At 59.7% G+C, this 13,028-nt stretch carries 9 protein-coding genes; 2 read left to right on the top strand and 7 right to left on the bottom strand.

Translation table 11 applies throughout. From position 1 onward, the window contains the following. Nucleotides 1-13: 13 nt before the first annotated feature. A complete protein-coding gene (ppsA, locus tag AB7M26_RS25695; protein ID WP_123496395.1) occupies nucleotides 14-2,389 on the bottom strand; it encodes a phosphoenolpyruvate synthase in 2,376 nt (791 codons plus the stop codon). A 174-nt stretch (nucleotides 2,390-2,563) separates the two neighbouring features. Here ppsA and ppsR point away from each other — a divergent pair, with 174 nt between their 5' ends. Next, a complete protein-coding gene (gene ppsR, locus AB7M26_RS25700; RefSeq protein ID WP_123496393.1) occupies nucleotides 2,564-3,382 on the top strand; it encodes a posphoenolpyruvate synthetase regulatory kinase/phosphorylase PpsR in 819 nt (272 codons plus the stop codon). A gap of 134 nt (nucleotides 3,383-3,516) precedes the next feature. On the opposite strand, the gene prpD is transcribed toward ppsR, so the two are convergent. The 6 genes from prpD to AB7M26_RS25730 all read right to left on the bottom strand — a co-directional run bounded on the left by prpD (nucleotide 3,517) and on the right by AB7M26_RS25730 (nucleotide 12,190). After that, a complete protein-coding gene (prpD, locus tag AB7M26_RS25705) occupies nucleotides 3,517-5,001 on the bottom strand; it encodes a 2-methylcitrate dehydratase (RefSeq protein ID WP_123496391.1) in 1,485 nt (494 codons plus the stop codon). 209 nt (nucleotides 5,002-5,210) lie between these two features. Next, entirely contained in the window at nucleotides 5,211-6,401 is a 1,191-nt protein-coding gene (prpF, locus tag AB7M26_RS25710) for a 2-methylaconitate cis-trans isomerase PrpF (RefSeq protein WP_123496389.1), read from the bottom strand. Between the two features lie 70 nt (nucleotides 6,402-6,471). Further along, nucleotides 6,472-9,066, bottom strand: a complete 2,595-nt coding sequence (gene acnD, locus AB7M26_RS25715) for a Fe/S-dependent 2-methylisocitrate dehydratase AcnD (RefSeq protein ID WP_123496387.1) — start codon at nucleotides 9,064-9,066, stop codon at nucleotides 6,472-6,474. Nucleotides 9,067-9,272: 206 nt separating this feature from the next. Then, nucleotides 9,273-10,400, bottom strand: coding sequence for a bifunctional 2-methylcitrate synthase/citrate synthase (prpC, locus tag AB7M26_RS25720; RefSeq protein ID WP_123496385.1), 1,128 nt, complete (start codon nucleotides 10,398-10,400; stop codon nucleotides 9,273-9,275). 183 nt (nucleotides 10,401-10,583) lie between these two features. After that, the gene (prpB, locus tag AB7M26_RS25725; RefSeq protein ID WP_063343005.1) at nucleotides 10,584-11,474 is read right to left on the bottom strand and encodes a methylisocitrate lyase; all 891 of its coding nucleotides are present in this window, start codon (nucleotides 11,472-11,474) and stop codon (nucleotides 10,584-10,586) included. After that, complete coding sequence (locus AB7M26_RS25730; RefSeq protein ID WP_177319500.1) at nucleotides 11,471-12,190, bottom strand: GntR family transcriptional regulator; 720 nt, start codon at nucleotides 12,188-12,190, stop codon at nucleotides 11,471-11,473. Before AB7M26_RS25730 ends, prpB begins: the two co-directional genes overlap by 4 nt. 301 nt (nucleotides 12,191-12,491) lie before the next feature. On the opposite strand from AB7M26_RS25730, the gene rloA reads away from it, so the two are divergent. After that, on the top strand, nucleotides 12,492-13,028 hold the full coding sequence (gene rloA, locus AB7M26_RS25735) for a retropepsin-like aspartic peptidase RloA (protein WP_007902103.1): 537 nt from the start codon (nucleotides 12,492-12,494) through the stop codon (nucleotides 13,026-13,028).

A 13,028-nucleotide genomic window follows, 5' to 3' on the forward strand; every position in this document is an offset into this window, starting at 1 on the left:
CCCGTCCACACCATCAGGCCGAAGCCTGACCTTCAGCCAGGAAGAACCAGGTTTCCAGCACGGAATCGGGGTTCAGCGAAACACTTTCGATGCCCTGCTCCATCAGCCATTTGGCCAGATCAGGGTGGTCCGAAGGGCCCTGACCGCAGATGCCGATGTACTTGCCGGCCTTGTTGCAGGCCTGAATAGCATTGGCCAGCAACTTCTTGACCGCAGGATTACGCTCGTCGAACAGGTGCGCGATGATCCCGGAGTCACGGTCCAGACCCAGTGTCAGCTGGGTCAGGTCGTTGGAGCCGATGGAGAAGCCGTCGAAGAACTCGAGGAACTCTTCAGCCAGGATCGCGTTGGACGGCAGCTCGCACATCATGATGATGCGCAGACCATTCTCGCCGCGAGCCAGGCCATTTTCGGCCAACAGATCGATCACTTGGCTGGCTTCGCCGAGGGTACGAACGAATGGCACCATGATTTCAACGTTGGTCAGGCCCATCTCGTTGCGCACGCGCTTGAGAGCACGGCACTCGAGTTCGAAGCAGTCACGGAACGATTCGCTGATGTAACGCGAAGCGCCACGGAAGCCCAGCATCGGGTTTTCTTCTTCAGGCTCGTAGAGCTTGCCACCGATCAGGTTGGCGTATTCATTGGACTTGAAGTCCGACAGACGCACGATGACCTTTTTCGGGGTGAACGCAGCGGCCAGGGTGCTGATGCCTTCAACCAGTTTGTCGACATAGAAGCCAACCGGGTCGTCGTAGCCGGCAATGCGCTTGTCGACGCTGTCCTTGATGTCCTGTGGCAGACCGTCATAGTTCAACAGCGCCTTGGGGTGTACGCCGATCATGCGGTTGATGATGAATTCCAGACGGGCCAGGCCCACACCGGCGTTCGGCAGCTGCGCGAAGTCGAAGGCGCGGTCCGGGTTGCCGACGTTCATCATGATCTTGAACGGCAGATCCGGCATGGCATCCACGGAGTTTTTCTTGATGTCGAAGCCCAGCTCGCCTTCGAAGATGTAACCGGTGTCGCCTTCAGCGCAGGAAACGGTCACGCCCTGGCCGTCTTGCAACAGTTGGGTGGCGTTGCCGCAACCGACCACGGCCGGGATGCCCAGCTCACGGGCAATGATTGCCGCGTGGCAGGTACGACCGCCACGGTTGGTGACGATGGCGCTGGCGCGCTTCATCACCGGTTCCCAGTCCGGGTCGGTCATGTCGGAGACCAGTACGTCGCCGGGCTGGACTTTGTCCATCTCGGACACGTCCTTGATGATGCGGACCTTGCCGGCGCCGATGCGCTGGCCGATGGCGCGACCTTCCACCAGCACGGTGCCGGTTTCTTTCAGCAGGTAGCGTTCCATGACATTGGCCGAAGTGCGGCTCTTCACGGTTTCAGGACGGGCCTGAACGATGTAGAGCTTGCCGTCGTCGCCGTCTTTGGCCCATTCGATGTCCATCGGGCACTTGTAGTGCTTCTCGATGATCATCGCTTGTTTGGCCAGCTCGCTGACTTCAGCGTCGCTCAGACAGAAACGGGCACGATCGGCCTTGTCGACGTCGATGGTCTTGACCGATTTACCGGCCGTGGCGACTTCGCCGTAGATCATCTTGATGGCTTTGCTGCCCAGATTGCGACGCAGGATGGCCGGACGACCGGCTTCCAGCGTGCCTTTGTGGACGTAGAACTCATCCGGGTTCACCGCGCCTTGCACGACGGTTTCACCCAGGCCGTAAGCGCCGGTGATGAACACCACGTCACGGAAGCCCGATTCGGTATCGAGGGTGAACATCACGCCGGCGGTGCCGGTTTCGGAGCGGACCATGCGCTGCACGCCGGCCGACAGGGCAACCAGCTTGTGGTCGAAGCCCTGGTGGACGCGGTAGGAAATCGCACGATCGTTGAACAGGGAAGCGAACACCTCTTTAGCGGCGCGAATAACGTTTTCGACACCACGGATGTTCAGGAAGGTTTCCTGCTGACCGGCAAAGGAAGCGTCCGGCAAGTCTTCGGCGGTAGCGGAAGAGCGCACGGCAACGGCCATGTCAGGGTTACCGGCCGACAGCGTGGCGAACGCGGTGCGGATCTCGGTATTGAGCTTCTCTGGGAATTCGGCTTCCATGATCCATTGACGGATCTGGGCGCCGGTTTTGGCCAGGGCGTTGACATCGTCGACATCCAGCGCGTCGAGGGCTGCGTGGATCTGATCGTTCAGACCGCTCAGTTCCAGGAAATCACGATACGCCTGAGCTGTCGTGGCGAAGCCACCGGGCACCGATACACCGGCACCTGCAAGGTTACTGATCATCTCGCCCAGGGATGCGTTCTTGCCCCCCACATGCTCTACATCATGGACGCCGAGCTTATCGAGGGAAACTACGTACTCTACCAAGGTGATCTCTCCACTAACTGTGTTGGAAAAGCTCAGAAGCCGGCGACTCGGGGGAGCATTTGCCGGCTGTATGGCCTGGACCTGGAAAATAAGTGAGAATGCTGGCCACTGGCGGCCGACAAATCGCGCCTACTATATCCAAGAATCGAAACTAGCTTAAGGCCCAAGGTGCAAATGAAACGATCTGCTTTCTTTATCTCCGATGGCACGGGCATTACGGCCGAAACCCTCGGTCAAAGCTTGTTGGCGCAGTTCGAAAACATTGCCTTCAGCAAAATCACGCGGCCCTACATCGACAACGCGGATAAAGCGCGGGCCATGGTACAACAAATCAACAAAGCCGCCGAAAACGATGGTTTTCGTCCGATTATTTTCGACACCATCGTCAATCAGGACATTCGTGAGATCCTCGCGACATCGAATGGTTTCATGATCGACATTTTCTCGACCTTCCTGGCGCCACTGGAACAGGAACTGACCGAGCATTCTTCCTACACCGTCGGCAAATCCCACTCCATCGGTGGCAACTCCAATTACATGGAGCGCATCGAGGCGGTGAACTTCGCCCTCGACAACGACGACGGCGCCCGCACCCACTATTACGACAAAGCTGACCTGATACTAGTGGGTGTGTCGCGCTGTGGTAAAACCCCGACGTGTTTGTACATGGCCATGCAATTCGGCATCCGCGCGGCCAATTACCCGCTGACCGAAGACGACATGGAGCGCCTGCAACTGCCAACCGCCCTGCGCGCCCATCATCACAAGCTATTCGGCCTGACCATCGACCCGGACCGGCTTACAGCCATCCGCAATGAGCGCAAGCCCAACAGCCGCTATTCGAGCTACGCACAGTGCGAATTCGAAGTGCGCGAGGTGGAGAATCTGTTTCGCCGCGAGAACATTGCCCACATCAATTCCACGCATTTCTCGGTAGAAGAGATTTCGGCGAAGATTCTGGTGGAGAAAGGTGTGGAGCGGCGGTTCAAGTAAATTACCGGCGTCTGTTCTACCGCCATCGCGGGCAAGCCCGCTCCCACAGGGGGCTGTGCTGAATGCAAATTTTGCAAACAATGTAGAACCTGTGGGAGCGGGCTTGCCCGCGATTGAACGATGACGCGGTGTGACTAGATCACAAACAGGTCCACAAACCGGTTCACCGGAGTCGCTTCAAGCGCTGCCTGATCCTTGCACAACGCAAAAATCTCGGCACTGCGCTGAGCCGTGAAGCGCGTCGCCAGATTGGCTTTGAACTTGTCTTCCAGCAGCGGAATACCATCGATGCGGCGACGGCGATGGCCGATCGGGTACTCCACTATCACGTTCTCGGTGCTGGAGCCGTCCTTGAAGAACACCTGCACCGCATTAGCGATGGAGCGTTTATCCGGCTCCAGGTATTCGCGGGTGAAACGCGGGTCTTCGACGATGACCATTTTGTCGCGCAGCACGTCGATGATCGGATGTACGGCGTGGAAATCGTCTTCATATTGCTCGGCCACCAGATTACCGAACACCAAGGGTACGGCGATCATGTACTGGATGCAGTGGTCGCGGTCCGCAGCGTTGGCCAGCGGACCGACCTTGGAGATGATGCGGATCGCCGATTCGTGGGTGGTGATGACGATCTTGTCGATTTCGTGCAGGCGATTCCTGACCAAGGGGTGCAAGGTGACGGCGGCCTCGCAGGCCGTTTGCGCGTGAAACTCGGCAGGAAAGCTGATCTTGAACAGCACGTTTTCCATCACGTAGCTGCCGAACGGCCGGGAGAAGCTGAAGGCACGTTTGTCTTCAGGCTTGAGCGCCAGATCGTTGTTGGTGTGGCTGAACAACACGTCGTAGAACCCCCATTGTCTGGCGGTCAGCACACCGGGAATACCCATCTCCCCACGCATCGCAATGTCCGCCAGACGCACGCCACGACTGGATGCATCCCCCGCTGCCCAGGATTTACGCGACCCGGCATTGGGCGCATGCCGGTAAGTACGCAGCGCCTGGCCGTCGGCAAAGGCATGGGACAACGCCGACAGCAGTTGCTCGCGATTGGCGCCCATGAGCTTGGCGGTGACGGCGGTCGAGGCGACTTTCACCAGGATGACGTGATCGATGCCAACGCGATTGAAGGAGTTTTCCAGTGCAATCACGCCTTGAATCTCATGGGCCATGATCATCGCTTCCAACACCACGCGAATGGTCAGCGGTGCATCGCCATTGGCCAGGCGTTTTTGCGACAGGTGGTCGGCCACCGCAAGAATGGCGCCGAGGTTATCGGACGGATGACCCCATTCAGCAGCGAGCCAAGTGTCGTTGTAATCGAGCCAGCGGACGATGCAACCAATGTCCCACGCGGCTTTGACCGGATCGAGACGATAGCTGGTGCCAGGCACGCGAGCGCCAAAAGGGACGACCGTGCCTTCGACGATGGGTCCCAGGTGTTTGGTGCATTCGGGAAAACGCAGCGCCAGCAGACCGCAGCCGAGGGTGTCCATCAGGCAATTGCGGGCGGTATCAAGCGCCTCGGTAGAGTCGATTTTGAAGTTGAGGACGTAGTCAGCGATGTCCTGCAGGACCGTGTCGTAGTCGGGGCGGTTGTTCAGGTCGACGTTGGCGCTCATGTTCGATTCACTCGGTCAGTGGTTCGCTGATGGGACCTCGGTTCAGGATCAATCTTAGTTGGTGACGCCATTTTTGTTATTGAAATGCAATTAACTGTGGGAGCGGGCTTGCCCGCGATAGCGGTGTATCAGCCAACATAGATGTTGAATGTGAAGGCCTCATCGCGGACAAGTCCGCTCCCACAGGGTTTTGGGTGACTTCTAAATTGTCAGAAAGAGTCCCCCGGCACGCGGACATAACCTTCCATCAACACCCGCGCACTGCGGCTCATGATGGCTTTGTTCACGGTCCATTCACCGTTGACCTGACTGGCCTCGGCGCCCACGCGCAAGGTGCCGGAGGGATGACCGAAGCGCACGGCGTTGCGTTCGATGCCGCCTGCCGCCAGGTTCACCAACGTGCCGGAAATTGCCGCCGCCGTGCCGATGGCCACCGCTGCCGTGCCCATCATCGCGTGGTGCAGTTTGCCCATGGACAGCGCGCGCACCAGCAAATCAATATCGGTGGCGGCGATCTTTTTGCCGCTGGAGGCAATGTAATCCGCCGGTTTGGCGACGAACGCCACCTTCGGTGTGTGCTGACGCTTGGCCGCTTCGTCCAGATGCTCAATCAGACCCATGCGCAACGCGCCGTAAGCGCGGATGGTTTCGAACATCGCCAGGGCCTTCAGGTCGCCGTTGATCGCGCCCTGCAACTCGGTGCCGGTGTAGCCGATGTCTTCGGCGTTGATGAAAATGGTCGGGATGCCAGCGTTGATCAGAGTCGCCTTGAGCGTACCGACGCCCGGCACTTCGAGGTCATCCACCAGATTGCCAGTGGGGAACATCGAACCCCCGCCACCCTCTTCTTCCGCCGCTGGGTCGATGAATTCGAGCTGCACTTCGGCCGCCGGAAAGGTCACGCCATCGAGTTCGAAATCACCTGTTTCCTGCACCTCACCGTTGGTGATCGGTACGTGGGCGATGATGGTCTTGCCGATATTGGCCTGCCACACGCGCACCACCGCCACGCCGTTGTGCGGAATGCGGCTGGCGTCCACCAGGCCATTGCTGACCGCGAACGAACCGACTGCCGCCGACAAGTTGCCGCAGTTGCCACTCCAGTCGACGAAAGGCTTGTCGATGGAGACCTGACCGAACAGGTAATCGACGTCATGGTCGGCCTTGAGGCTTTTCGACAGGATCACGGTTTTGCTGGTGCTGGACGTCGCACCGCCCATGCCGTCGATTTGCTTGTCGTATGGGTCGGGACTGCCGATCACTCGCAGCAATAACGCATCGCGAGCCGGGCCCGGAATCTGTGCCGCTTCGGGCAGGTCTTTCAGGCTGAAGAACACGCCTTTGCTGGTGCCGCCACGCATATAGGTGGCGGGGATTTTAATTTGAGGTGCGTGAGCCATTGGTGCTCCTACTCCTTATCGTAAAGGCAGGCGGACACAGGCCTGAAACCCCATGTCCGCACTTCGTGATTTAGACGGCAACCGCCGATTCTTCGAGGAAGTCCTGAGCGAAACGCTGCAACACGCCGCCGGCCTCGTAGATCGACACTTCTTCGGCGGTGTCGAGGCGGCAGGTCACCGGCACTTCGACGCGTTCGCCATTCTTGCGATTGATCACCAGCGTCAGCGTCGCACGCGGAGTGCGGTCGCCGATCACGTCGTAGGTTTCGCTGCCGTCGATGGCCAGGGTGTGACGGTCGGTGCCCGACTGGAACTCCAGCGGCAACACGCCCATGCCGACCAGGTTGGTGCGGTGGATGCGCTCGAAACCTTCAGCGGCAATCGCTTCCACACCCGCCAGACGCACACCTTTGGCCGCCCAGTCCCGGGACGAACCCTGGCCGTAGTCGGCACCGGCGATGATGATCAGCGGCTGCTTGCGCTCCATGTAGGTTTCGATGGCTTCCCACATGCGCATCACCTGGCCTTCGGGCTCGACCCGCGCCAGGGAACCCTGCTTGACCTTGCCGTTTTCCCGGACCATTTCGTTGAACAGTTTCGGGTTGGCGAACGTCGCGCGCTGCGCGGTCAAGTGGTCGCCGCGGTGGGTGGCGTAGGAGTTGAAGTCTTCTTCCGGTAGGCCCATTTTCGCCAGGTATTCACCGGCGGCGCTGTCGAGCATGATCGCGTTGGAAGGCGACAGGTGATCGGTGGTGATGTTGTCCGGCAGCACCGCCAGCGGGCGCATGCCCTTGAGCGGACGCGCGCCGGCCAGCGCACCTTCCCAGTAAGGCGGACGACGGATGTAGGTGCTCATTTCGCGCCAGTCATACAGCGGCGTGACCTTCGGACCGGTGTCTTCGTGGATGGCGAACATCGGGATATACACCTGACGGAACTGCTCCGGTTTGACCGAAGCTTTCACCACCGCGTCGATTTCTTCGTCGCTCGGCCAGATGTCTTTCAGGCGGATTTCCTTGCCATCGACCACGCCCAGCACATCTTTTTCGATGTCGAAACGAATGGTCCCGGCGATGGCATAAGCCACCACCAATGGCGGCGAAGCGAGGAACGCGTTTTTCGCGTACGGGTGAATTCGGCCGTCGAAGTTGCGGTTACCGGACAGCACTGCGGTGGCATACAGATCGCGGTCGATGATTTCCTGCTGGATCACCGGGTCCAGCGCGCCGGACATGCCGTTGCACGTGGTGCAGGCGAAGGCCACGACGCCGAAGCCCAGTTGCTCCAGTTCTTTAGTCAGCCCGGCTTCATCCAGATACAGCGCCACGGTCTTCGAACCCGGCGCCAGCGAGGATTTGACCCATGGCTTGCGGGTCAGCCCGAGCTTGTTAGCGTTGCGCGCCAGCAGGCCGGCGGCAATCACGTTGCGTGGGTTGCTGGTGTTGGTGCAACTGGTGATCGCGGCGATGATCACCGCGCCATCCGGCATCTGGCCAGGCACGTCGTCCCACTGGCCGGAGATACCTTTGGCGGCCAGATCCGAAACCGCCACACGGGCATGCGGATTGCTCGGGCCGGCCATGTTGCGCACGACGGTGGACAGGTCAAACGTCAAGCCGCGCTCGTATTGCGCCCCCTTGAGGCTGTCAGCCCACAGGCCGGTGGTCTTGGCGTAATTCTCGACCAACTGCACTTGCTCGTCTTCACGGCCGGTGAGTTTCAGGTAGTCGATGGTCTGCTGGTCGATGTAGAACATTGCCGCCGTGGCGCCGTATTCCGGGGCCATGTTGGAAATGGTCGCGCGGTCGCCCAGGGTCAGCGCCGAAGCCCCTTCACCGAAGAATTCCAGCCACGCGCCGACAACTTTTTGTTTGCGCAGGTATTCAGTCAGCGCCAGCACCATGTCGGTGGCGGTGATGCCCGGTTGCAGCTTACCGGTCAGCTCGACACCGACGCTTTCCGGCAGACGCATCCACGATGCGCGACCCAGCATCACGCTCTCCGCTTCCAGGCCACCAACACCAATGGCGATCACGCCCAGCGCATCGACGTGCGGGGTGTGGCTGTCGGTGCCGACGCAAGTATCGGGGAAGGCCACGCCGTCGCGCACCTGAATCACCGGCGACATTTTCTCCAGGTTGATCTGGTGCATGATCCCGTTGCCCGGCGGGATCACGTCGACGTTCTTGAAGGCTTTTTTGGTCCAGTTGATGAAGTGGAAACGGTCTTCGTTGCGACGGTCTTCGATGGCGCGGTTCTTCTCGAACGCATCCGGGTCGAAGCCGCCGCGTTCAACGGCCAGAGAGTGGTCGACGATCAACTGAGTCGGCACCACCGGGTTCACTTGCGCCGGATCGCCGCCTTGCAGGGCGATGGCATCGCGCAGGCCGGCGAGGTCGACCAAGGCAGTCTGGCCAAGAATGTCATGGCACACCACGCGGGCGGGGAACCATGGAAAGTCGAGGTCGCGTTTGCGCTCGATGAATTGTTTGAGCGATTCGGTGAGCGTGGCCGGGTCGCAGCGACGCACAAGGTTTTCCGCCAGCACGCGGGAGGTGTACGGCAGGGTGTCATAGGCGCCAGGCGAAATGGCCTCGACCGCCGCGCGGACGTCGAAATAATCCAGATGGCTGCCGGGCAGCGGTTTGCGGAATTTTGTGTTCATCGTCAGGACTCGGTCACGGTGGTTTCAAAGGGTGGGCGCCTGGCGCAGCTATTGAAGCAAACACGACCCACTGTGGGAGCGGGCTTGCCCGCGATGACTGAGTCACATCCGACAGAGATGTCGACTGGACTCACCGCTATCGCGGGCAAGCCCGCTCCCACAGGGTTATTCGTTTCGCCCAGTAACCATTACCGGCGCCCTCCCGGTCAGCGTTGTTCGATTGGCACGAACTTGCGCTGTTCGACGCCGACGTATTCGGCGCTCGGGCGGATGATGCGGTTATTGGCGCGTTGTTCGAACACGTGTGCAGCCCAGCCGGTCAGGCGCGAGCAGACGAAGATTGGCGTGAACAACTTGGTCGGAATGCCCATGAAGTGGTAAGTCGACGCATGGTAGAAGTCGGCGTTCGGGAATAGTTTTTTCTGTTCCCACATGGTCTTGTCGATGGCTTCGGAGACCGGGAACAGCACCGTGTCACCCACTTCGTCAGCGAGCTTTTTCGACCAGGCCTTGATCACCTCGTTGCGCGGATCGTTGTCCTTATAGATCGCGTGGCCGAAGCCCATGATCTTGTCCTTGCGCTCGAGCATGCCGAGGGTGCCTTTGATCGCCTCTTCGGGCGATGAAAAGCGCTCGATCATTTCCATCGCCGCTTCGTTGGCGCCGCCATGCAGCGGGCCGCGCAGGGAGCCGATGGCCGCCGTGATGCAGGAATACAGATCCGACAGCGTCGAGGCGCACACACGGGCGGTGAAGGTCGAGGCGTTGAACTCGTGTTCGGCGTAGAGGATCAGCGAAACGTTCATCACCTTGACGTGCAACTCGCTCGGTTTCTTGTCGTGCAGCAGGTGCAGGAAATGGCCGCCGATGCAGGCTTCGTCGGTCACGCAATTGATGCGTTTGCCGTCGTGGCTGAAGCGATACCAGTAGCACATGATCGCCGGGAACGCGGCCAACAGGCGGTCGGTTTTGTCGTGCTGTTCGGAGAAGTCCTGCTCCGGCTCGATGTTACCCAGAAACGAGCAACCGGTGCGCATCACGTCCATCGGATGAGCGTCGGCGGGGATGCGTTCCAGCACTTCTTTCAGCGCTTGCGGCAGGTCGCGCAGCTTGCTCAGTTTTTGGGTATAGGCAGCGAGTTGTGCCTTGGTCGGCAGTTCGCCGTACAGCAGCAGGTAAGCCACTTCTTCGAATTGTGCGTCAGCCGCCAGTTCGCGAACGTCGTAGCCGCGATAGGTCAGGCCGGCGCCCGACTGGCCCACGGTGGACAGTGCGGTTTGCCCGGCCACCTGGCCACGGAGCCCGGCGCCACTGAGTACTTTTGCTTCGGCCATTGCTGTCTCCAGTTTTTCTTGAATTTGTCAGGGAATCGGCAAATTGTGTTTCATCAGGTTCTTTGTGATGCCGAAAGATCGCAGCCTCGCTTCGCTCGACAGCTCCTGCATTGACCGCGTTCACAACAGCCCTGTAGGAGCTGTCGAGTGAAACGAGGCTGCGATCTTTTGATCTTTTGTTCTTTATTTCTTCGCGGCAAACAACGCATCGAGCTTCTGCTCAAAGGTGTGGTAATCGATGCGATCGTAAAGCTCCATGCGCGTCTGCATGGTGTCGATCACGTTCTGTTGCGTGCCGTCGCGGCGGATCGCGGTGTAGACGTTTTCCGCGGCTTTGTTCATGGCGCGGAACGCCGACAGCGGGTACAGCACCAGCGACACGTCGGCGGCAGCGAGTTGCTCGGTGGTGTACAGCGGCGTCGCGCCGAATTCGGTGATGTTGGCCAGGATCGGCGCTTTCACGCGGCTGGCGAACAGCTTGTACATCTCAAGTTCGGTGATCGCTTCCGGGAACACCATGTCGGCGCCGGCTTCGATGCACGCCGCGGCGCGATCCAGCGCAGATTCAAGACCTTCCACCGCCAGCGCATCAGTGCGCGCCATGATCACGAAGCTGTCGTCGGTGCGGGCATCGACGGCCGCTTTGATGCGGTCGACCATTTCCTGCTGCGTGACGATCTCCTTATTAGGACGGTGACCGCAGCGCTTGGCGCCGACCTGGTCTTCGATGTGAATCGCCGCCGCGCCAAACTTGATCATCGACTTCACGGTACGGGCAACGTTGAACGCCGAGGAACCGAACCCGGTATCCACGTCCACCAACAGTGGCAAATCGCAAACGTCAGTGATGCGGCGCACGTCGGTCAGCACGTCATCCAGACCGGTAATCCCCAGGTCCGGCACGCCGAGGGAGCCGGCAGCCACCCCGCCACCCGACAGGTAAATAGCCTTGAAACCGGCGCGCTTGGCCAGCAATGCGTGGTTGGCGTTGATCGTGCCAACCACTTGCAGCGGATGTTCGCTGGCGACCGCATCGCGGAAACGCTGGCCTGGAGTGCTCTTGTTGGAACTCATGACTCACCTCGTTCAGTGGCTGTCGGGTTAGCGCCGTCCTGGTAGTGACGGGCGATATTGCGTTTGGAGGCGCCGATGTGACGGCGCATCAACAACTCGGCCAATTCACCGTCACGGTCGGCGATGGCATCGAGAATTCGGTGGTGTTCGGCAAACGCCTGGCGCGGCCGATTGGGCGTGGTGGAAAACTGGATGCGGTACATGCGCACCAGCTGATAGAGCTCACCGCACAGCATCTGGGTCAGGGTGCGGTTGCCGCTGCCCTGGATGATCCGGTAATGAAAGTCGAAATCGCCTTCCTGCTGGTAGTAACCGACACCGGCCTGAAACGCCGCATCGCGCTCGTGGGTTTCGAGCACCCGGCGCAGTTCGTCGATTTCTTCGACCGTCATGCGTTCAGCCGCCAGACGACACGCCATGCCTTCCAGGGATTCGCGAATTTCGTAGAGCTCCAGCAGTTCGGCGTGGCTCAGCGACACCACCCGCGCCCCGACGTGCGGCACGCGAACCAGCAGGCGCTGGCCTTCCAGACGGTGAATGGCCTCACGCAGCGGCCCGCGGCTAATGCCGTAGGTGCGCGCCAGCTCCGGCTCGGAGATCTTGCTGCCCGGGGCGATCTCGCCCTTGACGATGGCCGCCTGAATACGTCGGAAGACGTTTTCGGAAAGTGTTTCCGAGTCGTCCTGAATCGTGACCGGGGGATCGAGTTGATCCAGCATATTGTCGACACCTTGAAAACCAATGCCGCAAAAACTAGCGAATATGGCCGTTCACGTCAAAGGATAATTCGATATTGTCGACAATCGTCTAATAACCACGCTGCACCATAAGGAAGCAACACCTCAAGTTATAGCCGCCGGCCAGCGCTGGCGCCATAAACCCACCGTGCTAGAATGCCGCCCGCATTTGCTTGTCATCTGCATTGCCTGTCATAAAAAGCAGACAGGCATACGAGGGAGCTTGTGCAGCAATGCCAGGGCCTTGAATTGAAGAACGGACCGCTGCGCACCAGGATTTATGAGACTCAAGCCCTTCACCACATTCCTTTGTCTTTTTGGCCTGCCAGGTTTCGCCGCGGCAGGGGAAAAGACTGTGTACGGCCTCAATGAGTACGCTTCGCTGGATGGCATCAATCTGGAAGTCGCCGCCAAACTCGACACCGGGGCGAAAACCGCTTCGCTGAGTGCCCGCGACATCAAACGTTTCAAACGCAATGGCGAATCCTGGGTGCGCTTCTATCTGGCTATCGACGCCGCGCATTCGCACCCGATCGAACGACCGCTGGCCCGTGTCAGCAAGATCAAGCGCCGGGCCGGTGACTACGACCCGGAAGAAGGCAAGAAGTACACCGCCCGTCCGGTCATCGAGCTGGATATCTGCATGGGTTCGGCTTTACGCAGTATCGAAGTGAACTTGACCGACCGCAGTGCCTTCCAATACCCGCTCCTGATCGGCTCCGAAGCGCTCAAACGTTTCGATGCGCTGGTCGATCCCAGTCTTAAATACGCTGCTGGCAAACCCGCCTGCGCCACCGACGCACATACCGCAGAGTAA

The organism is Pseudomonas sp. F-14 TE3482, from assembly GCF_053629455.1.

Excerpts from the sequence above, each read along its gene's own strand:
- prpB (WP_063343005.1), bottom strand. The coding sequence starts at position 11,474 with ATGAGTTCCAACAAGAGCACTCCAGGCCAGCGTTTCCGCGATGCGGTC.
- prpF (WP_123496389.1), bottom strand. The coding sequence starts at position 6,401 with ATGGCTCACGCACCTCAAATTAAAATCCCCGCCACCTATATGCGTGGC.
- ppsR (WP_123496393.1), top strand. The coding sequence starts at position 2,564 with ATGAAACGATCTGCTTTCTTTATCTCCGATGGCACGGGCATTACGGCC.
- prpC (WP_123496385.1), bottom strand. The coding sequence starts at position 10,400 with ATGGCCGAAGCAAAAGTACTCAGTGGCGCCGGGCTCCGTGGCCAGGTG.
- acnD (WP_123496387.1), bottom strand. The coding sequence starts at position 9,066 with ATGAACACAAAATTCCGCAAACCGCTGCCCGGCAGCCATCTGGATTAT.
- prpD (WP_123496391.1), bottom strand. The coding sequence starts at position 5,001 with ATGAGCGCCAACGTCGACCTGAACAACCGCCCCGACTACGACACGGTC.
- rloA (WP_007902103.1), top strand. The coding sequence starts at position 12,492 with ATGAGACTCAAGCCCTTCACCACATTCCTTTGTCTTTTTGGCCTGCCA.